The organism is Salibacter sp. (assembly GCF_031581065.1).
Taxonomy (GTDB): domain Bacteria; phylum Bacteroidota; class Bacteroidia; order Flavobacteriales_G; family Salibacteraceae; genus Salibacter.
The window spans coordinates 1-24,332 of sequence record NZ_JAVLBN010000018.1 but is presented as its reverse complement, the minus strand read 5'-3'; the positions used below and the strand labels follow the sequence as shown (position 1 = coordinate 24,332).

At 40.4% G+C, this 24,332-nt stretch carries 22 protein-coding genes and 1 riboswitch; of the genes, 11 read left to right on the top strand and 11 right to left on the bottom strand.

All coding sequences use genetic code 11. The annotated features are described in order from the left end of the window. Positions 1 to 88: 88 nt before the first annotated feature. The gene (locus tag RI557_RS06230) at positions 89 to 568 is read left to right on the top strand and encodes a helix-turn-helix transcriptional regulator (protein WP_310667942.1); all 480 of its coding nucleotides are present in this window, start codon (positions 89 to 91) and stop codon (positions 566 to 568) included. Here RI557_RS06230 and RI557_RS06225 read toward each other — a convergent pair. After that, positions 557 to 1,078 carry an NAD(P)H-dependent oxidoreductase gene (locus RI557_RS06225; RefSeq protein WP_310682756.1) on the bottom strand — a complete coding sequence of 174 codons (522 nt, stop codon included), beginning with the start codon at positions 1,076 to 1,078 and terminating at the stop codon, positions 557 to 559. The genes RI557_RS06230 and RI557_RS06225 overlap by 12 nt on opposite strands. A gap of 213 nt (positions 1,079 to 1,291) precedes the next feature. On the opposite strand from RI557_RS06225, the gene RI557_RS06220 reads away from it, so the two are divergent. From RI557_RS06220 to RI557_RS06180, 9 genes are all read left to right on the top strand, one after another. Beyond that, positions 1,292 to 2,107 (top strand): AAA family ATPase, encoded by an 816-nt coding sequence (locus RI557_RS06220; protein ID WP_310667940.1) that lies wholly within the window; start codon positions 1,292 to 1,294, stop codon positions 2,105 to 2,107. Next, positions 2,097 to 2,996 (top strand): ParB/RepB/Spo0J family partition protein, encoded by a 900-nt coding sequence (locus RI557_RS06215; protein WP_310682754.1) that lies wholly within the window; start codon positions 2,097 to 2,099, stop codon positions 2,994 to 2,996. The genes RI557_RS06220 and RI557_RS06215 overlap by 11 nt, the downstream gene beginning before the upstream one ends. 5 nt (positions 2,997 to 3,001) lie before the next feature. Further along, positions 3,002 to 3,565: a DUF5683 domain-containing protein gene (locus tag RI557_RS06210; RefSeq protein WP_310667938.1), complete on the top strand. Its 564-nt coding sequence runs from the start codon at positions 3,002 to 3,004 to the stop codon at positions 3,563 to 3,565. A 4-nt stretch (positions 3,566 to 3,569) separates the two neighbouring features. Continuing rightward, a complete protein-coding gene (gene dapB / locus RI557_RS06205; RefSeq protein WP_310682752.1) occupies positions 3,570 to 4,295 on the top strand; it encodes a 4-hydroxy-tetrahydrodipicolinate reductase in 726 nt (241 codons plus the stop codon). A 58-nt stretch (positions 4,296 to 4,353) separates the two neighbouring features. After that, complete coding sequence (gene lepB / locus RI557_RS06200; RefSeq protein ID WP_310682750.1) at positions 4,354 to 6,036, top strand: signal peptidase I; 1,683 nt, start codon at positions 4,354 to 4,356, stop codon at positions 6,034 to 6,036. Positions 6,037 to 6,103: 67 nt separating this feature from the next. Beyond that, entirely contained in the window at positions 6,104 to 6,694 is a 591-nt protein-coding gene (locus RI557_RS06195) for a hypothetical protein (protein ID WP_310667935.1), read from the top strand. A gap of 250 nt (positions 6,695 to 6,944) precedes the next feature. Then, positions 6,945 to 7,268 (top strand): hypothetical protein, encoded by a 324-nt coding sequence (locus RI557_RS06190; RefSeq protein WP_310667934.1) that lies wholly within the window; start codon positions 6,945 to 6,947, stop codon positions 7,266 to 7,268. A 95-nt stretch (positions 7,269 to 7,363) separates the two neighbouring features. Beyond that, a complete protein-coding gene (locus tag RI557_RS06185) occupies positions 7,364 to 8,692 on the top strand; it encodes a pitrilysin family protein (protein WP_310667933.1) in 1,329 nt (442 codons plus the stop codon). 20 nt (positions 8,693 to 8,712) lie between these two features. Then, a complete protein-coding gene (locus RI557_RS06180) occupies positions 8,713 to 10,788 on the top strand; it encodes a pitrilysin family protein (protein WP_310667932.1) in 2,076 nt (691 codons plus the stop codon). Positions 10,789 to 10,920: 132 nt separating this feature from the next. Here the strand turns inward: RI557_RS06180 and RI557_RS06175 are convergent, their stop codons facing one another. From RI557_RS06175 to RI557_RS06130, 10 genes are all read right to left on the bottom strand, one after another. Then, a complete protein-coding gene (locus RI557_RS06175; protein ID WP_310682748.1) occupies positions 10,921 to 13,995 on the bottom strand; it encodes a hypothetical protein in 3,075 nt (1,024 codons plus the stop codon). 75 nt (positions 13,996 to 14,070) lie between these two features. Next, positions 14,071 to 14,751, bottom strand: coding sequence for a diphthine--ammonia ligase (locus RI557_RS06170; RefSeq protein WP_310667930.1), 681 nt, complete (start codon positions 14,749 to 14,751; stop codon positions 14,071 to 14,073). Beyond that, positions 14,744 to 15,724 (bottom strand): hypothetical protein, encoded by a 981-nt coding sequence (locus RI557_RS06165; protein WP_310682746.1) that lies wholly within the window; start codon positions 15,722 to 15,724, stop codon positions 14,744 to 14,746. Before RI557_RS06165 ends, RI557_RS06170 begins: the two co-directional genes overlap by 8 nt. A 25-nt stretch (positions 15,725 to 15,749) precedes the next feature. Beyond that, on the bottom strand, positions 15,750 to 17,645 hold the full coding sequence (locus RI557_RS06160) for a TonB-dependent receptor domain-containing protein (protein WP_310682744.1): 1,896 nt from the start codon (positions 17,643 to 17,645) through the stop codon (positions 15,750 to 15,752). A gap of 34 nt (positions 17,646 to 17,679) precedes the next feature. After that, complete coding sequence (locus RI557_RS06155; RefSeq protein ID WP_310667927.1) at positions 17,680 to 18,120, bottom strand: PIN domain-containing protein; 441 nt, start codon at positions 18,118 to 18,120, stop codon at positions 17,680 to 17,682. After that, the gene (locus RI557_RS06150; RefSeq protein WP_310667926.1) at positions 18,101 to 18,322 is read right to left on the bottom strand and encodes a hypothetical protein; all 222 of its coding nucleotides are present in this window, start codon (positions 18,320 to 18,322) and stop codon (positions 18,101 to 18,103) included. Before RI557_RS06150 ends, RI557_RS06155 begins: the two co-directional genes overlap by 20 nt. A 43-nt stretch (positions 18,323 to 18,365) precedes the next feature. Continuing rightward, positions 18,366 to 19,349 (bottom strand): T9SS type A sorting domain-containing protein, encoded by a 984-nt coding sequence (locus tag RI557_RS06145; protein WP_310682741.1) that lies wholly within the window; start codon positions 19,347 to 19,349, stop codon positions 18,366 to 18,368. Then, a complete protein-coding gene (locus RI557_RS06140; RefSeq protein WP_310682739.1) occupies positions 19,334 to 20,812 on the bottom strand; it encodes a T9SS type A sorting domain-containing protein in 1,479 nt (492 codons plus the stop codon). The genes RI557_RS06145 and RI557_RS06140 overlap by 16 nt, the downstream gene beginning before the upstream one ends. A gap of 120 nt (positions 20,813 to 20,932) precedes the next feature. Then, positions 20,933 to 21,126, bottom strand: a riboswitch (cobalamin riboswitch). Positions 21,127 to 21,229: 103 nt separating this feature from the next. Next, positions 21,230 to 23,170 carry a peptide-N-glycosidase F-related protein gene (locus RI557_RS06135; RefSeq protein WP_310682737.1) on the bottom strand — a complete coding sequence of 647 codons (1,941 nt, stop codon included), beginning with the start codon at positions 23,168 to 23,170 and terminating at the stop codon, positions 21,230 to 21,232. Positions 23,171 to 23,433: 263 nt separating this feature from the next. Continuing rightward, the gene (locus RI557_RS06130) at positions 23,434 to 23,739 is read right to left on the bottom strand and encodes a phosphoribosylpyrophosphate synthetase (RefSeq protein WP_310668792.1); all 306 of its coding nucleotides are present in this window, start codon (positions 23,737 to 23,739) and stop codon (positions 23,434 to 23,436) included. A gap of 119 nt (positions 23,740 to 23,858) precedes the next feature. Here RI557_RS06130 and RI557_RS06125 point away from each other — a divergent pair. Beyond that, the coding region (locus RI557_RS06125) for an integrase core domain-containing protein (protein WP_409079682.1) at positions 23,859 to 24,332 on the top strand (474 nt) is incomplete at its 3' end.

The window sequence follows — 24,332 nt, the reverse complement described above, 5'->3', positions numbered from 1 at the left end:
CGTAAAAGGGAAATTGTTCAACACTCCAAATATTACAAATGTAACGTTTGCGGATTTGAGTTGTAAAAGTGATTGTTATATTTGTAACATGGCATCAACAATCAATGACAGGATCAGAATACTGTTACATTTCAAAAAACTCACCGCTACACAACTGGCAGAGATACTGGATGTGCAAAGATCTGGAATCTCCCATGTATTAAGCGGAAGAAACAAACCGAGCCTCGACTTCGTCATGAAGATCGTGCAGGCTTTTCCTGATGTTAGCTACGACTGGCTTATTTCTGGAAAAGGTGATCTTTCAGAGTCTGAGAAGCGGCAGAAAGAAGAAGAGAATACAATTGTAACATCCAACACAGTTACAAGTGTAACCAATCAGCAGTCTCGGACTGATACAGATGTAACACAAGACAAAGAAGACGGGAGCCAAGATCAAAAAAGCTCTCAAAAAACTGATAACCAAATAAAAAAGTCCGAACAGGAATCTGTTCGGACTATTGAAAAAGTGGTTGTATTTTACAGTGATAACACTTTTGAAGAGTTTACACCATCGGCTTTAAAAAGCTAAAAACTGATCGATTTGTTTGGTCAACACCTCTTTTGTGGGGTCATCAGTAAGCTCGCGTTCATCGATTAGCTTGTTGATGCTGCTAACAGGTACTTTAAGCGGTAACACATGCGCTTTTAAGTAGTGGAAGATATTCGTGAGTTGATCCATTCCGCGCAGATTACCTGCCCTACCCGATGCCACTCCCACGAGTGCGATCTTCTTATTTTCAAAAAGCTGAGGAAGTACTGAGTCGATAAATGATTTCAAAACTCCCGGAAAGCCACCGTTGTACTCTGGAGAGATGATAACCAGCTTTTCGGGCTTTTGGATGTACTCTTCAGCTATCTTTTTTATTTTATCACTGGCTCCGCCCAATACCTCATTCTTGAAGATGAAGTCTGTAGGAAGATCTTCCATTGATAGTATTTGGTAGTCTTTTCCTTTACTTTTCAACATGTCTGCATAAGCATGCACAATGATACTTGTATTATTTTGAGGGCGATTGGTGCCGCAAATGATTGTGATCATCTTCAATAAACATATTTTTGTTTAAAAATAGGATTTCACACGAGACCTTCTCTCTCGTAAGAAAACGGTACTTTTATATTTCTTTGCAAAGAAAGCAGATTAAAACAATTTTGCGAATGAGCCGCGCGTTCATTTTAACCGCTCAAAATTGAGATGTATCTTTGCAAGCTGCTCAATTGGGAGCGTTCAAACTGTAAATAAAGGAAGAAACGCATGGGAAAAATCATTGCTATAGCCAATCAAAAAGGAGGTGTTGGAAAAACGACATCAGCTATCAACCTGGCTTCAAGCTTAGGTGTGCTCGAATACAAAACGCTTTTAGTTGATGCCGATCCCCAGGCAAATGCTACATCAGGAGTTGGTTTTGAACCGAAAAACATCAAAACCAGCATTTACGAAACGATTATCAACGAAGTAGAGCCGAGTGATATCCTTCTCAATACTGAAAATCCAAACCTGGATATTCTACCAGCTCACATTGACCTTGTTGGTGCTGAGATTGAAATGATCAATTTGCCCAACCGCGAAAAGATGATGCGTTTGGCTCTGAATAAAATCAAGGACGATTACGACTTTATAATTATTGACTGTTCCCCGAGTTTGGGGCTGATCACAGTTAATGCTTTAACAGCAGCCGACTCAGTTATTATTCCTGTTCAATGTGAGTACTTTGCGCTGGAAGGGCTGGGTAAACTACTCAATACAATAAAAATAGTTCAGTCGAGACTCAACTCTGACCTCGAGATTGAAGGCATGCTCCTCACTATGTACGATCAGCGGTTGAGACTGGCCAATCAGGTTGTGGAAGAAGTGAAAATGCACTTCCAGGGAATGGTGTTTGAAACTATTATTCACCGTAATACCAAATTAGGCGAAGCTCCCAGTCACGGGGAGAGTATCATTATGCATGATGCCAGCAGCAAAGGAGCTGTTAACTATTTGAATCTTGCGCGGGAGATTTTGCAGAAAAATGACATGACGCGCATCAGTGATGAAGACAAAATTATTGACTTAACCAATGGCGAGTAAGAAAAAAGCACTTGGCAGGGGCCTCAGTGCTCTGCTTGAAAACGATGACAGCGACAGAGTTGAAGCGAAAGAGCTCTCCTCTAACCCTGAATCGGTTGTGGGGACTGTAGCTGAAATCCCGATCGATCAAATTGAGGCTAACCCTTTTCAGCCGCGTTCTGAGTTTGAAGAAGATGCACTAAAAGAACTGGCCGGTTCAATTGAAACGCACGGCATCATTCAGCCCGTGACAGTTCGCATGGTCAAGAACGATCAATTCCAGTTGATCTCAGGTGAACGCAGGTTCAGAGCCTCTCAAATTGCCGGACTGCAAACAGTTCCGGCTTATGTTCGTGTAGCTGATGATCAAACGATGCTCGAGATGGCACTCGTTGAAAATATTCAGCGTGAAGATTTGAATGCCATTGAAGTATCTGTTAGTTACAAGCGACTCATCGATGAGTGCAATATTACCCAGGAAGAGGTTGCTAACCGTGTGAGTAAAGGAAGAGCGACTGTTACTAATTACCTGAGATTGCTCAAGCTACCGGCTGAAGTACAGCTCGCTATCAAGAACAAGCAAATTTCAATGGGCCACGCTCGTGCACTGCTTGGAGTGAATGATAAAGATCTTCAGAACCAAATCCTGGAGAAAATACTCAAAGACGGAATCAGCGTTAGGCAAGTTGAGCAATTGGCTAAGGGAGCCAAAAACACGGCTAAAAAACAAAAGGGTTCGCTCAAAAAAGCTGAACTGTCATTTGAACAGCAAAAGCACGTTGTTGATCTGGAACGCATTTTAGATCATAAAGTATTAGTGAAAAAAGATCAGAATGGAAAAGGAAAATTATCGATCGACTTTAAAGATGATGAGGATCTCTCACGTATTCTGGATATATTGAACCCCTAACCGATATGAAGATTTTCAAAGCATCTATTGTCGCGATAATTATGCTGGTTCCTCTCCTTTCAGCGGGGCAGGATTCGGCCAGCGTTTCGCAGGGATCTGATCGTGACAGTAATGCATACGTTCCTTCAAAATCACCCAAAAAAGCGGCTATCATGTCGGCCATTTTACCCGGTGCCGGACAGGTTTACAACGGTAAATACTGGAAGGTTCCCATCATTTACGGAGGATTTGGAGTAGCAGCCTATTTAGCCAACAGGTACACGAATCAATACAACCTGTATCGCGATGCTTATCGTGAAGCTTCAGATCCTAATGGCACCTCCCCTTTTCCAAATGTAACACCCGCTGCGATTAAAGATACTCGCAATACTTACAGGCAATGGATGGAGCTCTCTTACATCTCGATTGGAATTATTTACATTTTCCAAATTGTTGATGCTAATGTGGATGCTCACCTTTACGACTTTGATGTGAGTGATGATCTCTCGCTCAATTTACAACCTAATATGCAACCGGCCGGGTTCAACATAACGGCTACTGGTTTCAAAGTGACATTGACAATTAGATAATCGTATGAAAATAGCAATTCTCGGATACGGAAGAATGGGAAAGATAATTGAGGAAAAGGCAGTTGAACGCGGCCACTCGATATCTTCTAAAATTACATCCAGCAATGTAGATGAAATTGAAAGTGCTTTGACTAATGCCGATGTAGCTATTGAATTCAGCATTCCTGAGGCAGCAAAAGAAAACATTCTCAAAGCATTTGATCATTCTTGTCCAATAGTTGTGGGAACTACCGGCTGGTATGATGATTTCAGCGAAATTGAAACTGCCTGTAACCACAAAAACGGAACGCTGTTCTACGCCACTAACTTCAGCGTTGGCGTAAACCTCACTTTTAAAATGAATGAGATACTGGCAAAGTTGATGAATGGTCAGAGCCAGTATTCAGCCAGCATTGAGGAAACGCATCACATCCACAAGAAAGATGCTCCCAGCGGAACGGCAATCAGTTTAGCTGAAGGTATTCTCAACAATTGCGAGCGATACGATAATTGGAAGTTAAAAGAAGGAAATGTTGAGCTTTCTAATAATGAAATTCCGGTTGAAGCTTTTAGGATTGATGAAGTTCCCGGAACACACATTATAGAATACGATAGTGAAATCGACAAAATATCGCTCAAACACGAAGCAAAGAGCAGATCTGGGTTTGCGCTTGGAGCCGTTCTGGCAGCAGAATATGCTGCAAATCACACCGGGATTTTAACCATGAAAGACTTACTCAAATTTGATTAACAAAATTAAACACGCCCGTTAAGCTGTTTTCTAATAATTTCGACAATAAAATAGAACTATGATAACCGCAATTCTCTGGATACTTTTCCTGATCATCATATTCGTTAGCCTGTACAAGGTTTTTGAAAAAGCAGGTTACGCTAGCTGGAAAGCGCTTATTCCAGGATACAACTTTTACGTTTGGCTGAGAGTTATTGAAAAGCCCTGGTGGTGGCTTTTTATTTTAATATTTCCTGGACCAAATGTTCTCCTACTCCTCATTATGTGTGTGAACACGTCAACCGTTTTAGGTCACAGAACGGCTAAAGATGTATTCCTTTCAGCAATAGTTCCTTTCATCTATCTACCCTACCTGGCATTCAGTTCTGATGTTCGCTACGAGGGGCCAATTGATAGAGAGCTAAAACCAAAATCATCTACTCAGGAATGGCGCGATGCAATTTTGTTTGCGGTTATCGCTGCAATGATCATTCGTACTTACACCCTTGAAGCATTCACAATCCCAACTTCCTCCATGGAGAAAACCATGTTGATTGGAGATTACCTCTTTGTTGACAAGGTGAGTTATGGTCCGCGGTTACCTGAAACACCTCTCTCCTTTCCGCTCGTTCACCACAGTTTGCCCCTCACCGGAAATAAAATCCCTTCATACCTCGAATGGTTGAAACTAGATTACATGAGGTTGCCGGCAATCAATAAAGTTGAGCGGAATGATGTCATGGTTTTCAATTATCCTGAAGGAGACACTGTTGATATCATCAATCAATCGCAAAAATCTTACAATGCAATGATCCGCGAGCGTGCTTTAGCTCTTGAATACAGTGATTTTGCATCTGACAGAGAAACGAAGTCGAGAGATTATTACCTGAGAAGAGCTCGCAGGATTTTGAAAAACGAACGCGATTTTGTGGTCAGACCCGTTGACAAGCGCGAAAATTATATCAAACGCTGTGTGGCTGTACCGGGGGATAAACTCGAAATTAAATCAGGTACACTTTATATCAATGATGAACAAGCCGAAGTGCCTGAGGATATGCAGTACAATTATTTTGTACAAATGAAAGGCTCCTTCCCTCTCACTCCGCACAACCGAAGGAAACTAAAGAAAGATTACGGTATCAATTACCAGGACATGATTTCACTAAGTGCAACAAATCGCTTTTTTATGTTCCCATTGACAAATGCCGCTTACGAAAGAATGAAATCGTGGGGAAATGTAGAAAAGATTCAACGTGTTGAGGAGAAAAAGGATGAAATGCCTTACCTCACCAAAATGATCTTGAAATCAAAATACGGACCCAAATTCGTTAAAAAACTCAACAATGAAGGTCGATATTTCCCCGAGCAAAAAATATTTCCAAACCATCCAGACTATAACTGGACGGTAGATAACTTTGGTCCGGTTACGATTCCGGCAAAAGGAACGTCTGTAGATCTGACCGTAAGTAACCTGCCTCTTTACAAGCGAGTTATAACTATTTATGAAGGAAACGAACTTGCAGTAAAAGAAGGTGAAATCTTTATCAATGGCGAGCAATCAGATTCTTACACTTTTAAAATGGATTACTATTGGCTGATGGGCGATAATCGCCACAACTCTGCCGATTCTCGTTACTGGGGATTTGTGCCTGAAGATCACGTTGTGGGAAAAGCAGCATTCATCTGGTTCTCAGCAGATCCGGAGTTATCACTTTCAGAGGATAAAATCAGATGGAACAGGATCTTTAATGGCGTAGAATAGCCTTATGTAACAAAAGTAACTGATAACTAAACTGAGCCTGGCTAACATTGCACTCAAATTATTCGCAATGAAAGTCAGGCTTACTTTTTTCTTCCTCTTCTATTTTTCAATTGTAGCAGTATTAGGTCAGAGCCACAACTATGATAAAACGAGTGATCATGCGCACGATTTTGGTACCGAAAATCACATCACTCAAAGGAAACATGCCATACATTACTTAAACGGCTTAACACTACTTCCCGATGCCATTACAGAATCACACGAAGGAAAACAGTTGAACTTTATCAACACGATTGGAGTCAGTTACCAGTACCAGTTTGATCCAAAATTTGCTGCAATGGTCATAACTGACCTTGAAATGGAAAGCTACATGCTGAGAAGTAATGAAGAACTGTACTTTAGAGAAAATGTATTGTTGGTTGTATTAGCAGGATCTTATGAGCCCACTCAACATTTGGAAATTTTTGCCGGTGCCGGAGTAGAATTTGAAAGTTCTCAAAATCTTGCAGTGGCGAGATTTGGAATTGAGTACCATTTTCATATTGCCAATGACTGGTACGTATCTCCTGAACTAACAATGGATATTACTGATCTTCAATACACTTATACAGGTGCATTCAAGTTTACGAGAAAGTTTGGTAAAATACTTACTCACTAATACCAAATATCAAACATTCCCCAATGCATGATTTTATCCCAAAGTGCCAGGATACCGAAGAGAATCAAAATAACAAAAATCGTTCTTAATATGCGTTGGCCAACCTTTCCGCTTGTCATGGACGTAAAAGTAGTGAAAAGTATTTACTGGAGTTGATTATTATTACTGTTTCAAAAACAATTCAACTCGTATAGTTATTTTTGATTAGCAAGAATAAGTCAAAGAAACCGATGAGTATAAGAAAATGAATTTGAATCAGTTATATATCGTAATTCTGAGTTTACTCCTCTTTGCCGGTTGTAGCAATACAAAAGAAACAATTCAAAAAGAGCCTTCCTGCAATGGCGACATTTATACCCTAAAAGATTTTACAGGGTTAGATGGTTGCAAATTCCTTCTTGTTGACGGTGAAGGCAATAAGTACGAGCCGGTAAATTTGAAAAAGTTCTTGTTGGATCCAAAAGACAAATCAAAAGTGAGAGTGAAATACAGGAAAGTTCTCACCGGATCAATCTGCATGGTTGGCAGTACGGTTGAGATTATTTGTATTGAAGAAACCAGTCCATCAAATTAATCGACCACTCATCCCCTTTAAATATCACTAATCGAATTCCTCTTATTGATTTCAGCTAGTATTTGTAATTTCGAAGTTCATAAAATTTGAGAAAAATGAAGTTACATCACAAACTAACATCCATTGCCGTGGGATTATCGCTCATGGCCGGAGCACAGTCAAGGAAAATTGACTTTGAAAAATACGAACTGGACAACGGCCTGGAAGTGATTCTGCACGAAGATCACTCCACTCCAATTGTCACTGTTTCAGTCATGTACCATGTTGGCTCGAAAAACGAGAATCCAACAAGAACAGGATTCGCTCACTTTTTTGAGCACCTGATGTTTGAAGGATCTGAAAATATTGAGCGCGGAGAGTACATGAATATTGTACAAAACTCAGGTGGTACACTCAACGCAAATACTACCCAGGACCGCACTTACTATTACCAAACACTTCCGTCAAATCAACTCAAGCTTGGTTTGTGGCTGGAATCTGAAAGAATGCTACACGCCAAAGTTGATCAGGAAGGTGTTGAAACACAGAGAGAAGTTGTCAAAGAAGAGAGAAGACAACGTTATGACAATCAGCCTTATGGTGATTTCATCGAGCAGATGTTCAGCAGAGCTTTTACTCAGCATCCGTACAAATGGACACCAATCGGGTCGATGGACCACCTGAATGCAGCTTCAATTGATGAGTTCAGAGATTTCTACAAAACGTTTTACGTTCCTAACAATGCCACAATGGTAATCTCTGGTGATTTTGAATCTGATGAAGCTAAAGAGCTTATCGCAGATTATTTCAAAGACATTCCAAAGGGTGAAAAGGAAATTCCATTCCCTAAAGTTGAACCAGCTAAAGTTAAAGGTCCAATCGTGGATACAGTTTACGATGAAATCCAACTGCCTGCTGTGTTTACAGGATATAGAATTCCTAAAGCTACTCACCCTGACTTTTACGCGTTGAGCATGCTCAATTCTGTTTTGGCTGGTGGTGAAAGTGCTCGCCTTCAACGCACACTCGTAGATGAGAAACAACTCGCTCTACAGGTAGGAAGTTTCCCTTACGGACTCGAAGATGCCGGCTTATTCATCTTTATCTCGCTACCGAACACGGGTGTGGATCTGACCGATCTTGAAGATGGAATTTATGCAGAAATCGAGAAAGTGAAAAAGAATCTGGTTTCTGAAAAGGAATACCAAAAGATTAAAAATCAGGAGAAAGCAGATTTCGTTTCAAGTAACAGTACAACATCAGGCGTTGCTAATTCGCTCGCTCGTTACGATGTACTTTACGATGATGTAAACCTGATCAATAACGAGATTGACAAGTACATGGAAGTTACACGTGAAGATATTCAGCGTGTTGCAAAAGAGTACCTGACAAAAGAGAACGAAATTAAGCTGTATTACCTACCAGCTGATCAACAAAACCAATAATCTATAAAAGAAGTTAAGTGATGAAAAAATTAAATATACTGGCATCTCTACTCATGTTGAGTAGTGCCCTGTTTGCCCAGGTAGACAGATCAAAAATGCCTGAGCCGGGTCCGGCTCCTGACGTAGAAATTGCCGACTACAAATCTTTTGAGCTCAAAAACGGACTCAAAGTTTTTATTATTCAAAATGATAAAGTTCCGCGCGTATCTTTCAACTTAATCGTTGAAAACGACCCGGTTCTGGAAGGCGATAAAGCTGGTTATGTCTCTATTGCCGGTGAATTGATCGGTGAAGGAACGACAAACCGCGACAAAGACAGCCTTTATTCTGAAATCGAGTTCATCGGTGGTAGATTGAATACTTCATCTAACTCGGTTTATGTATCTGGACTGTCAGATCACAGCGACAAACTCATGGAGTTGATGGCTGATGTTGTGAAAAACCCATCGTTTCCTGAGGATGCATTCAACAAGTTGAAAAAGCAGAGCATCTCCGGACTCAAAGCGAACAAGAATGATCCGGGTGCTATTTCGCGCAGAGTGAGAAAAGCACTACTCTACGGAAAAGATCATCCTTACGGTGAAGTTGAAACGGAAGAATCTCTCGAAAATATTACGCTTGACGATTGTAAAAACTACTACAATACGTACTTCAAGCCGAATGTTTCTTATTTAGCGATAGTTGGAGACATCGGGAAGTGGAAAGCAAAAAGACTCGTTAAGAAGCACCTGAAAGACTGGTCAAAAGGTGAAGTTCCTACTCACGAGTATGAAACGCCTACTCCACCGGAAAAGCCGGTAGTTGCTATTGTAAACAGAGAATCTGCAGTTCAATCTCAATTGAACATTGGAAATGTGATTGAATTGGAGCCCGGTAATGAAGATGTGCTTCCGCTCAAACTCATGAACAAGATTTTAGGTGGTGGTTCAACCGGCCGTCTTTTCAAAAACCTGCGTGAAGACAAAGCTTACACTTACGGAGCTTACTCAAACTTCAGCCAGGACGAGTTGATCGGCTATTTCAACGCATCAGCAAACGTGCGTAACGAAGTTACTGACAGTGCTATCACAGAATTCATGAAAGAATTTGATCGCATCATTGAAAAGCCTGTTAACAGTGAAGAGTTAGGCAATGCCAAGAAATACATCAGTGGTTCTTTTGCGCGTTCACTAGAACGCCCGCAAACTGTAGCTCGCTTTGCGATCAACACTGCTCGTTACAACTTATCTGATGATTACTATTCAACTTACCTCAAGCGTTTGAATGCTTCAACTCCTGATGATATTCAGCGCGTGGCTAAAACGTACATCAACAAAGATCAACCAACTATTTTGGTTGTTGGTAAAGCTGCTGATGTAGCGGGCAAACTCGAAAAATTTGGTGAAATCAAATACTTCGATACTGACGGTAACGAAGTTGAGGCGCCAACGCTTTACGAAAACCCTGAGGGTCTGACAGCTAAGAAGGTTCTGACCGATTACATCAAGTCGATTGGTGGAAAGGAAAACATCAAGCAAATCGACAATCTCAAGTGGGTTCAAACGGCTTCGATGAATGGCAGAACGATTGAAATCGCGAATTACTACGCTGCTCCTAACAAGAGCAAGACAACTGTTTCAATGATGGGCATGAACCTCATGGATGAAACATTTGACGGTGAAAACATGAGCCGTAAGCTACAAGGGCAAAAGCAACCGGTTAGCGAAGACGATTTACAGGATGCTGAAATCAATAACAACCTCGTTCCTGAAATTGCTTACATCAAAAACAATGAAGTAAAACTCGAGCTGTTAAAGCCACAGGATATCGATGGTAAAATGGCTTACCAGGTGAAAGTAATTATGCCGAGTGGCAAAGAACGTTTCTACTTTTTCGACAGTGAAACTGGCTTAAAAGTTAAAGAGACAGGCTACCAGAAAGGACAGGATGGCGAATCTGTAGCGCAATCAACAGAATACCTCGAATATAAAGAGGTTAAAGGCGTGAAATTCCCGGTAACAGTTACAATTCCTTTGGGTCCTGCATCAGCAGAGGCTAAAACGAAAGTTATCGAAGCAAACATCGAGATGGATAAGTCGATGTTTGAAGTAAACTAAGCTGAGTTAACGATTCGAAAAGAGAAAGGCCGTTTCAGTGCGAAACGGCCTTTTTTTATGGCTATATCATGTTAATAATGATTTTTCTGATCAAGATAGATGGCCGTAAGATCTTACGGCCTTACAATGTCATCATTTTTTCGTCTCCTTTAACCAGTTGCTTTTACTGTAGCGTTTTTTGTCTTTGAGGTAGAACGTTTGTCCCCAGCTGTATTCTTCCTTGAGGTATTCGTGGCCAACATCACCTTTCACAATCACGATACGGGTCACTTTCTTGTTTCCTTCTTCAAACTCCTCCTCTGTTCTGCCTTCGGGGTAGTCTTCGGCTAACTCGTAGTTGAAGTCTGTTGCTCCTTCAGCAAAGCGAGTCGCTTCTTTGCGTTTTTCTTCCATGATCTGAACGATCGTATTGATTTGAGATTTTGGATAAGACTCGTTTGGTTTGATCTTTTGAGCCTTTTCGTAATTCGATCTGGCTTCGCTGAATTGCTCCTCTTTAAACAAGTTATCGGCTACAACTATCAGTGAATCGTACTCAGCATTGAGTCTGCGTTGGCGCTCCTCCTCTTGTCTTTTTTGTTCTGCTAAACGCTCGAGTTCTGCAATTTTGTCGTTGCTTTCTTCTATTTGGTTCTGAGGATAATTTCGATCTGGGAATATACTTTTAGCCTTTTCATAACTAGCAATAGCTTCTTCGTAGTTTTCGCTTTCAAAAGCCTTGTCACCAGCTGCTACAGCATCAGAGTATTCTTTCTCTTTGCGCTCTTTTTCGAGTTTAGCCTGGCGAGCTGCTTCTTCCTCAGCCTGCTTTTGGGCGAGTAATTCTTCAGCTTTACGTTTCTTCTCTTTTGCTTTTTCGCGATCGGGGAACAGGGCGATTGCACTTTCGTAGCGCTCAATAGCCGCTTCGTAAGCTTCTTCCTCTATTTGAGCATCACCCTGATCGATGAGTGCGATGTACTCCTCTTTCTTGCGTTCCAACTCTTTCTTAGCTCTCTTCTTAGCGAGCAGCTCTTCCTGAATTCCTTTTGCAGCTTCAATCTGGCTGACAGGATATTCTTCATTTGCCTTCACGGTCAGAGCCTTTTCGTAATTCGAAATGGCATCGTTGTAGAGGCTATCAGTAAACTGATTATCCGCTACAGCAATCAGCGAGTCGTATTTTTGATTGCGTGCTTCTTCCCTTCTCTCTGCTGCAAGTCTTTTCTCTTTTTTCTCAGCAAACCTCTCCTCGATCTTCGCGATCTGATCTTTAGGATACTGCTGATCAATCAATTCCAGTGCAGCTTCATATTTTCCACGAGCAGCTTCCAGTTTTCCGGTTCCGAATAATTGATCTCCTTGAGTCACGTAGCGCTTATACTCTGCTTCAAGCGCTTCTCTATCGTCAATGATTTCACTGATTTCTTTCAGTCTGATCGTAGGATACTGCTCATCAGGCTTTACTTGATTTGCAAGGCTGTAAATAGGCCGAGCCTCTTTGTACTCTTCGTTATCAAATGCAGCATCTGCCAGGTTCACAAGGCTGTCGTACTTCGCCTGCTTCATCCTTTCAGCTTTTTCAGCAGCTTCTTTTTCGCGTTTTTTGCGAGCTGCCATTTCAGCCAAAAGCTCATCAATTTTAGCGATCATTTCTTTTGGCTTCTCAGCTTCAGGTTTGATAGAAAGTGCTTCCTGATAAATAGATTGAGCTTCTGTGTACTCCAGCTTTTTGAAAGCAGTTTTAGCACGTTTCATAGCAGTTCTGTACTCTTCATCCCGCTCAGCTATAGCGCCCAGTTTTTGATTCACAATTTTCAATTGAGAAGTTGGATACTGGTCTCCTTTCTTTTTGGTCAGAGCCTGTTGGTAGAAGTCTTTAGCACTGCTCCAATTTTCATTATTGAAAGCTTCATCAGCCTGAGCGATTAACTTGTTGTACTCTTCTTCGAGCTTTGCCAATCTGTCTTTTTCGGCTTGTTCCTTTTCGGCAATATTGGCTAAGATCTTTTGAGCTTCTTCTATTTTCTTTTTCGGTTCAGTTTCATTCGGTTTTTCACTCAATGCAGATTGATAAAATGAAATAGCCTCGCGGTAATTGCGCTGACTCATTTGTCGGTCGCCTTCCTCCATTGCGTTGGTGTAAGCCTGTTCTTTCAGCTTTTGAGCTTCTAATTGTTCATCGATCTTTGCGATCTGATCTTTTGGATATTGCTCGTCATCTAAAATATCCAGTGCTTTTTGATACAAGCTTTTAGATTCTTTGAGTTGCTGATTGCCAAACGCTTCATCAGCCTGAGCTACTACTTTATCGAATTCTTCTTTTAGTTCCTCGCGGTTTTTAGCTTCCTGGATTTTTTTCTGTGCCTTTTCGATCTGACTTTGAGGATACTCCTCTTCGGGCTTAATCGAGAGAGCCTGTTTGTAATAACCGATTGCCTCTTCCCATTTCTCTTCGTAAAAAGCGTCATCACCCTGCGTGAGCATGGAACTGTATCGCTGTTGTTCATCTTTGAGCTCGCTGAGTTTTTCCTTTGCTTTTTCAATTTGTTTTTGAGGATAGCGTTCGTCAGGTTTTATCTGGAGAGCACCTTCATACTGGAACATAGCGTTTTCATAATCGCCTTCTTCCATGAAACGGTCTCCGTCTTCAATGGCAATTTCGTAGTCCTCTTCCAGTTGTTCTTTACGCATCAATTCTTCTTCACGAGCTTTCTCGAGATCTTTTACAAGTTGATCGAGTTCGCGCTGAATCGATTTTGTGTAACTTTTGTCATTAGCAAACTGACCGTAATTGGGGTCGTACTTAACCTTCCCAATCGGTTTGTCGAGAATGAGGGTATTGACATTCAAATCATTTTCAAAAATCTCTACTTCCCAACCTCCGTAACGTAAGTATGTACTTTGAATAGCATCCTCTGGAATGGTGCGTGTATCAACGTAAATTTTCTTTGTGATGTAGCCCTCTTTTCCAAAATATAGCATGAACTCGTGATAGAGTTCCAGCTCCAGGTCAAACCTACCGCGGTTATCTGTTCTTACTTCACGATCAATTTCACCGTCCTTTTCAACTCGAATATAAGCCTGATCGAGGCGATCACCGCCATCGATTACCTTACCGTTAATTTCTAATTTGGGGTATTCCTCCTGTGCAAAGTTCAAAGCAGGAATTGAAATAAGAACGATCAAGAGGTTGAAGGATAGATTTTTTACGACTTTAGTCAGCATAGTGTGTTTCAAATAAAACTGGTGCATGAGCGCGCAAATTTAAATGAATTTCGGCACGATATAGTTCCGTAACGACTATCTCTTTGAAATATTGAGAAATGTGAACCCGGTTTTCATCTGTTGACCTTTATCAGTCTTGTATTCAAACGTTTTGCGATACTTTTCTCCAGTTGTGATTTCCACAGTACTTTCAAAAAGCGGGCCATCGATGACAAATGTGTGAAACTCTCCATTTTCTCCGCACGGATCAACGTCTTTTGGTAGTTTGGTTAAAGTCTTTTCGGTCAGAACCGAACCGAGCAGGTCCTCGCCAACTTTTTGGGTTTCCACGCAGATTGGGATGGAACGCCAACCGGATCTGACCATTGAAATGAAAAGTTCTTTTGTGTCTTTTTTCCAGAGTGGATAATGTGTTGTTATCGAGTATTCGCTAAAAATATCATCGCGAAACTGGCGTACGTCTTCCAGGTTGATATCACCAAATATGAGGTGTTCCACTCCTCTATCGATAAGGTTTTTAGCCAGATTGCGCATCGCATTTTTGTATTCTGTAACATCGAGCTTGCAAAGGGGGGGGTGCAAAGACTTACTCTGTTCTTCAATCAGCTCAAACGGAACTTCGTGCATTGTTACGCTGTTGTTGGAATCAACGGTTGTGATCAATTCTACAACATCAAATTCCTCTAAAGCGAGCTGAAGTGCATAAGCCGCATCTTTACCTCCACTCCAAAATATAGCAGCTTTGGGTTTAGTCATTTAGATCGGCAATTTCAATGTGTTGCGGTATAACGCCTGTTATGGTAATATCGAGCAAATCACCGTTTTTTGAATAGCGGAGAAGTTCGCCACGCTGGCTGTAATCTTTTGCATCAGTGAGGTAGATGTCTCCGTTTACCGAATCGGTTTGGAGCCCGTAAAAATTCCTGCTCGATGTTATGAGCGTATCAAATTGATTGCTGGCTATATTGTAACTGAACACATGGTTTGACAACATGATGATTTGGTTGGTAGATGGGCTGTATCGTGATCTGAGCGTTGTAAAAGTATCGGGGAATGTAGTGATGGTTTGTTGTTGCGGATAGATCTCCTCTATTCCATTTTTAGTAATAGCACAAATTCGATTATCAGCTTTTACAATGGATGATACATTTTTTGCTGGCGTTACAGATTGCGAAACTGTTTTTGTTTCTATTTCATAGCGATCTACATTATTGCTTGTTTTGTTGTGGATGAAGATGTACTGATCATTAGATGATTTTAAGAGTGTTTCAGTCCAACCGCTGCAATCTACAGAACTATAATCTCCGGTTTTAATATTGACTACATAAAGTTTATCGCGATAAATATCGCTTACAAGCCATTCAGATCCAGACAAGTGCTCGGCATAACGCGGATAGCTCTGGTCGATTTTGATCTCGCTGAGTTTTTCACGCGAGTTGATGTTCATCAAAACAATTTTAGAACTGTTATTCATGATGATGCCCAGCGTATCGTGCGTGATGAAAAGGCTCTGACCAACATCACCTAAATTCTCTTCGTTTACATCCTTAAATATTTCGTTATCGATTACTTGTTTCTCCGGATCATACTCGTCAATAGATGTATTGGCTGCCTGGAAGTTTCCCTCGTTTAGCACGAAAACCGCACGGTTCTCGGCCTGGTTTTGGTTCTGATCATTGTCATTCCCCCGCGGACCAAAGTCTTCGTCCTTGTCGCAAGCAACAAGCAACAGAATAAAAGTTATTAAGAGCCAGTTATTTCTGCTTAAAATCATAACGCAAAGTAAATTCATACCAGCGACCAGGCATGGGGCGCCAAATTACATTCATATAGTTTTCATCCAAAACATTATTGATTGAGAATGAAGCAGAAATTGCGTGCTTTTCAAAGTCAAACTGTTTTGATAGTTGCATATCCGTTAACCAGTACGATGGTAAATAAACTCCGTTGTCTGCCTGTGTATATCGTTCGCCTGTAAATTGAGTAAAGGCAGATAGTTGCCACTTTTTGTAGTTTAAATCCTGCACGGTTTTAAACTGATGTTGCGGAACGTAAATCAATTGGTTTCCAGATAACTCACCTGAGTTATTTCGAGCAACTGTATAAGCGTAATCTGCTGTGAGAGAATACTGGAACTCTTTTGAGAATTGAGCACCAAACTCAACTTTAGTTTCCAGTCCGTACTGCTCAACTTGTCTGTAATTTTCAGGAGACCATTGCCCGTTCTCTTGTGGTATCCATTGAATCCAATTATCGACATCATTGTAAAAAACGGTGTTGACTAAATTGATCGATACAGTTTTATTTTGGTAGATATTCCAGTCAGAGCCGAGTTCGTAGTTAAGTGCCTCTTCGGTTTCGAGATCTGGATTACCTGCAACCGCCCAGTACAGATCGTTGAGAGTTGGAAAACGCACGTTTCGGGCAGCTACTCCAAAGATCTTTACCCGATTCACTTTGCGCGATACACCTGCTGTAAAAACACCTAAATCAACATTATCATCCATCATTACAGGTTTGTAACGAAATGTGAAGTTCCAATCGCCTGGGTGATATTTTAATTCATGTAAAAATGAAAACTTATTTTGCTGTTTATCAGACTCTAATTGGTTGTTTTCAACCCAATTTAGCTGTTGCGCATACTGAATAGTCAATGATAGGTTTTTAGCAAGATTGCCCTCTGCCCTTGCTACGTTTTGAGCACTTTTACTGACCGCCCTGGAATCGATGTTTGCCAGTGGATCCTGATAAATGATCGACTGCTGCGTGTAAGCCGGCTTTAGCTCTAACTTCCACTTTTCGAGTTGGTAAGCGAGAGGAAGCTGAACAATTGTCAAATCGTCTTTTTGATTTTGTTTCACTTCAGATCCAAATGAAGGCATTATCGGTGGTATTTCGCGGTTTGTATTTGTGTGAACCACTTTTACAGCTCCGCGAAAGTTGTTTGAGACAATTCCACTCTCGTGCATGAATCCTTGCTGAAAGAAAGCTGCGTGGTACAGATCTCGCTTTTTTGGGGGGCTCTGACCGATATTCAAAAATTCAAAATCGTTTTGTTGTTCTCTGTAAATGTATCGTGACGACTGGTAGTACTTTCCTTTGCGAAAGCTGACATCAGCAGCGCCCGTGTAGCGATCAAATGAACCTGCATTTCCCATGACTGAAATCCCCAGCTTCTCTGTGGGCAGACTTTTACTATTGAGCTGAATATTTCCGCCAATTCCGCCAAAAGGCGAGTTTTGTGAAGCTACACCCTGCTCTATACGGGCATTGTCTAAAAACCAAACGGGAATGTTTTTTAAGTCGAACTGACCGAGGGACGGATTGTTGAGTTCCACATCATCAAAGTAAACACGTGTTTGAGAGGCACTGGATCCGCGAATACTCAAACTCGAAATCCCCGATGGACCGTAATCCTTGATGAATGCGGGTCCGCTCGTTTTAAGCAGATCACTCAAGCTGCTGTTCTGTTCTTTTTTGAGACTTGTTTGAGGGAGGTCGTGAATGTATCCGCCATCAAAAACCGTTACCGAATCGACAAACTGGAATTCTTTTAGTTGATGTGTTGTAGAGTCTTGAGCGAAATAACTTGATACAGATATAGCCTGAATTATCAAGCTCAAAACAGTTAGTTTAAAAATCTCAATCATTAATTGGGGATGATGTGATTCTGTTAGAAGGTTATTATTTGTAAAGAGAAATTAATAACTCTTGTGTAGTAATAAACTCAGAAAAGCCTTTTCTACTTAATCCTGTTTTTAGTTTTTTGTCACCAGTCCAAATTGTTCCATTTAAAAAGATAGATAACGCTACAAATGGCGTATCATTTATGTCTATACTTTCACACAACTCGATGGCTTCTTTATAATCACTAATAGGTATTATAGAATGATCAATTAATGTAATATGTTTAAGGATTTTAGTGTAAAACTCGAGAAAGTTTTGATCATTGAATCCTTTAAGCTGCTTTATTTTCTCCTTGTGATCTAAAAGTTCTGTTTTCAAGTAATGGGGAGCATAAAACTCAAAGTCTTTTTGACCAGTAAGGATAATTTGACTAATGTTACTTTCAACATTGATTATAGAACTAAAAACTATGTTAGAATCAACTATTATCCTTGTCATCAAAACCTATTTCTTTTTTTACCTTACCCCATCTTTTACTTTTTGATTCAGCAAGCATTTGATCTACATCTTCCTGAGTTGCTGAAGGGTCTGATGTTAGTTCAATAAAGCGTATGTAATCAAGGATTGATTGAATTTTAGATGGATCAGTTGATCCAGATATTCTTACAAGTACCTCATTATCTTTTCTTTCAACTATCATAGAAATGAATAATTAATTGTTATCAGTCTTTAAATTTACAAAATCATTCCTTCACAAACCTGAATGTTTGCTTTTTTCCCTGGTAAAACTCAATAAAGTAAACGCCTGGAGCTAGTTCGTTCAAGTTGATTTTTCCTCCGTTATAATTGCCCTTTAAAACAGCTTGTCCGTGGGTATTGAAAACTTTGAACTTACCTGTTAAACCTTTAACAGAAATAAACTCAGCAGCCGGATTAGGATAAATAAATGTTTTGGGTTTTGCCGGAACAGACTCCCTCCCAACAAGCGATTCGTTTAAAATGGCAACCGCATCCAGATCGAATCCTCCTGCAGCAAACTCGGTGGGATAAGGATCATTGATAATATTTCCGGCTGTATCAGTTGAGCCGTATGCCTGATCGATGCTTCCAACTACATCCAAAACTCTTATGTGTGTTATATTGTCGATGTCCAGTGCAGAATCACTTTGTAGATCACTCAAATCAAATGGAGTTCCGTTATGGGTTGTGTTTTTACCAGCCAGGTTGTTTAACTGAGTTGGATCAAGCACTCCATAAGTCCATTTTTGTGAGTCGGCCTGGGTTAATGAATGAGCCGGAAAGCGAACGAAATTTTCTCCATCGCTGCTCACTTCAACAAAGGCCAGCTCCAGGTAGTATACACCGTCCATGGGAGAATAAAACCCGTTTTCAAACACGGCAAAGTCGTATCCGGCTCTGTTTGATAGAGGCTGTGGCAAAGTATAAGTCGCGTAACCACTATCTCCCAAACTCACTGTAAATGCATCAGCTTTGCCTGTAGCGTTTTGGTCAGATCCGGCACTCGCAAATCCCGCACTTTTATCAGCAATATTCAGGTAGCCGCGAACTACATCAACATCGCTGAGCCATTGTTCAACAATGACTGAATCGCGGTGTACGCCTATTGAGCCAGTACCTTCAGCCGGTTCGTAAGGTCCGTCCTGGCTCTGACCGTGAATAACAGTCAGAGCCAAAACAAAACCAAGAGTAATTATTTTTTCAACCATTTGATCGTTGTTTCATTCGATTTGAGAATGTAAAAACCAGATTTTAGAGATTCTACAAAGATACGGCCTTCGTAGCGACCTTCTTTCACGAGTAACCCACGTGCATCGTAGATCTCGTAAGTTGATCCCTGAGTTAGGTTTTCAACTCTCAATCTATTTTCAGCCGGGTTTGGATAAACAGCTATTTCATTATTTGAACGCTTCTCCTCAACTCCAACTAAACCTAAAACCTCCTTGTTGAAAGTTGTACAGCAGCCAAAAGCATCACAAACTTCAATTATTAAAGTATCAGTCTCAGTTGAGTTTTTGGTTACTGTAATTTCGTCTCCATTAACCGAAGCTGTATGAACTCCATTTACAAAACTCGCTGATGTTATTTGAGCTGTATCACCTTGTTCTGTGTCAAATGATACCTCATAACCATTGCTGATATCTGAAACCTGAACATTCCACGGAGCTTTGTTGTAGAGAATTTTTAGAGCTGCTCCGGAGATATCTGTTTGAACAGACTCACCGGCACTCCAGTTTTCACCTCTCTCAGTAAGACTTCCATAAGAGAAGTAATCTGTCGAGTAACTGAAACTGCTGTTTGAAACCGTGTCAAAAGCTGCTGCTGTAATTCCTGAGCCAGGAGCAATTGAAGTGTGACTCAACGAATTGTTGTAAAAAGCCTGAATTCCAGAATCATTGAAGAAAAACAGGGAGTCATTCACTACTCCTGCAAAACCACTTCCCGAAACTGTTGTGTCGGCTGTTATTGAACTATCGGTTGTATTGAGGACTACGGTTCCGGTGTACAACAGGTTAAAGTTATTGTCGTAGCGAGAATTGAACGCAAAAACTTTATCTCCGAAGCGAGCCACATTACTCATACCTATTGTGAGTGTATCAGCCGGATTAAATTTATGGAGCTTTTGAATTGATCCGCTCACATCGTATGCAGAGAAAAGCCCTGTACTTAAGCCTTCTGAGGCTACGTAAAGCGTTTCATCGATCAGAGCCATGCCCGAAGGACTGGATAAAGTTGTATCAGCGTAAACCTCTGAGAAGTTAGACTTATCGAGGGCAACTAATCGTTTGCTCGAAGATGCACCAAAGCCGAGCGTCATAAAGAGATAGTTGTCGGTTTGGGCAAACTTTTGAACACCTCCGTATGAAACAGTATCGACAACTGCCTTTTGTGCGATGTTGTATTTCACGATCAGATCCTTGCCAGATGCTTTGCCCACGTGTACATAAGCAAGCATTCCATCGATAACGAGATCATTAGCGAAATCGCCTAAAAACGAATCGATAGCTGTTGTGTCCTGTAGGTTCTGACCAACAGAATAGAGTTTAACGTGATTACCGGGAGCCTGAAAAGTTCCACCTGTAGTGAATACGGCCCTGTTACAATAGTCCTGAGCAAACGATATGCTCGATATTAAAAGAATTGAACTGATTAAAGATGTAATTTTTTTCATCCTAAAAGCATTTTAATAGTTATTAATTAGCTCTTAGGGATACAGAAAGGATTCATCACACAAACTGATTGCGCGCCATCAACTTGCTAGTTATGAAAACCTCGCTTTTATCCCGAAAGCAGATTTCTATGTTGACCTGGCAGGTCTTCTGACTCGCTTCACTTTTACCGCCTTCCCATCTCCAACTGGAGAAAGTGGCTACAGATAAAAGCTTTATGAAGCTTACAGCTGCGGGAACAGTTTGGGACTCACACCCAATTCCCTTTTAATTTTCAATCTGTACAGACTGAAAAACCAAATCGCGGCAAATGTAGGTATTTATTTGAGAGTTGAATTGTTGAAGTGATCCTGAATAAAAAAAGGGCCAAAAAGCCCTTTCTGTTTAACTAATCGAGTATGTGAACTCTGAAAAAACGATTAATTCTTGATGATTCTCTTCGTGTGATTTGATTCAGGTCCTTTGATTTTCATGAGATATACTCCAGAGTCAAGACCATTCAAAGAGTAATTTTTCTTTGTTATGGAACTCACTGAAAATTTATCTTCTAAGACTTTAGCTCCGGTAGTTGAGAATATTTCCAGAACGTATTCTCCCTTTTTGACAGTTGATACTTCTACGCTTAGGTTATCTGTTGTTGGATTTGGATAAACGACAACATCATCAACATTATCGGGAACACTTCCTATTCCACCTACCGGGTAATCTACAGAAAAGAAATATGTGTAGAAATTACCAAAGTCAGTTGGTAACGGTTCTATGAAAACGGTATCCTGATCAGGAAGCCCTAGATTAGTCAACTGAAGATAACCTGAACCCTGATTTTGATTTGCCCACCACTGGAGTCCGTCACCGGCAGCATCAGAAACGTGCAATTTATAGCAACCGCCATCCAGATTTAGTGTGTCAAAATACTCAGTGTTGCTCGACAAGTTATTGTAATCAAGGATTGTATCGCCAGTACTGATACGAACGAGTGACATTCTCGTGTCTTGCCCATTGTTGTTCGTTTTTAGCTTTGAGATAAATGTTGATGGCATCACATTTACATCTTCAAAATAAGAGTGGTTACTATTGTTCGTACTGTTTTCATCAGCCTGACCATTTACCTGCGTAATCTCAGCTGTGAAAATGTTTTGATTGCTTTTGCTGTAGATATATTCGTCCTGAATTGGCAACTCGATATCAACCGTTTCATATGGCTTTAAGTTACCTGTCCAATCGTATTCTTTCATTCCACCGGGAGAATAATTGTACTCGATTTTCATCGAGTTAATATCTGTACTTCCCTGATTTTTAACTCGAATCATCGCATTACCGCATGAAGGGTTGTAACGACTTGCTCTGTCGTATGTAGAAGGAGTTAAGATCATATCGAGATCTGCGTCTACTTCGTAAGCTGAAGGTCCGTATTGAAATAACTGCGCTTCGATCCAATAATGTGGGTCAAAACTCGATCCACTTGTATAAGTGTAATTTTCCCAGTCAACATCGAGAGCGACTGTATTACCGCTGAGAAATGGTTTGAGTTCATGATCGAAAATCTGCGCCTGACTACCCGGACACCAGCCTGCCCTATTGTAAACCCAGGTACCTGTTTGACCGTAATAAGGTTCAGATCCGCAGTCGTCTTTCCAAACGAGGTTGGTAAACTGCGGTTGATTGTTTACTTCTAAAGTGAATTCTTTTGCACAAAACTCTGCACAGTTTTCGGGATTTCCGCCATCATTTCCAAAACCGTGACCAGTGGCAACTAATCTGAACTTCGCACTCTCAGTATTGCTGTTCAGGTTCATTGTCTTTTTATTGAGGTGATTTTCAATTGGATCTGAAGAGATACCGTAAACAAAACCACCGGCCCCTGATCTGTAAACTTTATCTACGCTCAAGACCTCTCTTGGAGGAGTTCCTTCAATAAACTCAAACCATACTGTAATAGTAAAACCATCCTGGTATCCGCCATAGTAGGCGTTCACAATTTGCTCACCTTTTAACAATGGAGCATAATCAGTAACATCAATAATGTATTCATGTTTCCAGCTACTATCTCTGTTACCGGCATAAGGTGTAATAACACGGGCAATTTCGTATTTGTCCATGTTATTGTTACCATCTGGTTGCCAAATTTCAATATTCGTCTTGTAATCCCACTCGCTACAGCCTCCGGTTGGACAGCCCATTACGTAATGCATTCTGATTTTTTGATACTCCCCAGATGTAGGGAACTGAACAGTGTCCTGATACTGACCATTCCAACTCCAGTGAGTTTCATCGTGAGAATCAACGCGGAGAGTATCTCCTGGTGCACCTATCGTATTGCTTGCTATAAACAACAGCAGTATTATTTTTAAAACTTTCATAAAAAGAGGATTAAATATTAAAATTCATAATAGTATAAGAGCTGAGAACAAATATTGTTTGCCTTACAAATATGCTAAAAGAATTAAAACAGATGTGATTCTGAGTAATTTAACAAGGATTATACAATTAATTTTAAATTTAGAGTAAGTTTTACTAGCTCATTATCTGTCAGAAAAATAATGCACCGTATTTCCAGATAACCGAAAGTAGATGGTTAGAATGATTTTGACGTTGTGTAGGAAATATAAGAGTTACAGACTCATTACTGCACCTTCTTCAACTGCGTAATCAAATCAACATCCTGGGAATGGGCTGCACTGTAAGACATCACCAGTGTTCCTTTTGTTCCGTCATTGGCTTCAATGGCGAATACTTCTGTTGAATCTGCCGGATTTGATTCACCTTCAAACCTACACACCTCTACAATTTTTAATTCATCAGGACGGAAACTCTTTTTAGAATAAATGGCTCTGATCGATTCGTCTTCAGATTTAAAATCATCGTTGAACCCTTCTTTTGTCAATGTATCGACTGCTTCACTTAGTGTATCAAAACTCCTGTTTGGCATAATTTATCTAATGTTTTGGTTGTCTTTTTCTTCTCGAAAGATACAAAAAGCTGTTTGAACCATTGAAGAGAAGCCAATGTACTAGCATTGTTGAGATAGTGAGATAGCAAGCTCTATTTGTGAAAACAACAATAAGATCTTACATAGTTATTTGGTTATCAAACGTGAAGAATGCACTTTTAAGAGCTATTACCAAAATCAACTACTATTACCCAAACTGTGAATTGATAAAACTTTTAGCAGATGGCGGTATGGAAAACCATAACAGCGAAATTGAAACGTTAATCACAGAAACAAATTCAATAACAATTCATAAACTTATAGCCCGTAAACATATTCGCTTTTCTAATTCACCTGTAGAAGCAGTTATTAAAATCATGAAACGATACTTACGCATTACAGCAATTCATTCAACCACTAAAGAGTCTCTAGAAAAACATCTCATGAAAGCAATTGAAGATTACAATTATAACAGACCTCATAATTCACTCGATGGCCTCACCCCTTATGAAGCCTACACAAATCCAATACAAAAAAGGCCAAAAGAATATCAAAACACCAATACAGCAAGAACAAAAAGGATTAAAGAAAAC

Coding starts and splice junctions, on each gene's coding strand:
- RI557_RS06230 (WP_310667942.1), top strand. CDS start 89: ATGGCATCAACAATCAATGACAGGATCAGAATACTGTTACATTTCAAA.
- RI557_RS06225 (WP_310682756.1), bottom strand. CDS start 1,078: ATGATCACAATCATTTGCGGCACCAATCGCCCTCAAAATAATACAAGT.
- RI557_RS06220 (WP_310667940.1), top strand. CDS start 1,292: ATGGGAAAAATCATTGCTATAGCCAATCAAAAAGGAGGTGTTGGAAAA.
- RI557_RS06215 (WP_310682754.1), top strand. CDS start 2,097: ATGGCGAGTAAGAAAAAAGCACTTGGCAGGGGCCTCAGTGCTCTGCTT.
- RI557_RS06210 (WP_310667938.1), top strand. CDS start 3,002: ATGAAGATTTTCAAAGCATCTATTGTCGCGATAATTATGCTGGTTCCT.
- dapB (WP_310682752.1), top strand. CDS start 3,570: ATGAAAATAGCAATTCTCGGATACGGAAGAATGGGAAAGATAATTGAG.
- lepB (WP_310682750.1), top strand. CDS start 4,354: ATGATAACCGCAATTCTCTGGATACTTTTCCTGATCATCATATTCGTT.
- RI557_RS06195 (WP_310667935.1), top strand. CDS start 6,104: ATGAAAGTCAGGCTTACTTTTTTCTTCCTCTTCTATTTTTCAATTGTA.
- RI557_RS06185 (WP_310667933.1), top strand. CDS start 7,364: ATGAAGTTACATCACAAACTAACATCCATTGCCGTGGGATTATCGCTC.
- RI557_RS06180 (WP_310667932.1), top strand. CDS start 8,713: ATGAAAAAATTAAATATACTGGCATCTCTACTCATGTTGAGTAGTGCC.
- RI557_RS06175 (WP_310682748.1), bottom strand. CDS start 13,995: ATGCTGACTAAAGTCGTAAAAAATCTATCCTTCAACCTCTTGATCGTT.
- RI557_RS06170 (WP_310667930.1), bottom strand. CDS start 14,751: ATGACTAAACCCAAAGCTGCTATATTTTGGAGTGGAGGTAAAGATGCG.
- RI557_RS06160 (WP_310682744.1), bottom strand. CDS start 17,645: ATGATTGAGATTTTTAAACTAACTGTTTTGAGCTTGATAATTCAGGCT.
- RI557_RS06155 (WP_310667927.1), bottom strand. CDS start 18,120: ATGACAAGGATAATAGTTGATTCTAACATAGTTTTTAGTTCTATAATC.
- RI557_RS06150 (WP_310667926.1), bottom strand. CDS start 18,322: ATGATAGTTGAAAGAAAAGATAATGAGGTACTTGTAAGAATATCTGGA.
- RI557_RS06145 (WP_310682741.1), bottom strand. CDS start 19,349: ATGGTTGAAAAAATAATTACTCTTGGTTTTGTTTTGGCTCTGACTGTT.
- RI557_RS06140 (WP_310682739.1), bottom strand. CDS start 20,812: ATGAAAAAAATTACATCTTTAATCAGTTCAATTCTTTTAATATCGAGC.
- RI557_RS06135 (WP_310682737.1), bottom strand. CDS start 23,170: ATGAAAGTTTTAAAAATAATACTGCTGTTGTTTATAGCAAGCAATACG.
- RI557_RS06130 (WP_310668792.1), bottom strand. CDS start 23,739: ATGCCAAACAGGAGTTTTGATACACTAAGTGAAGCAGTCGATACATTG.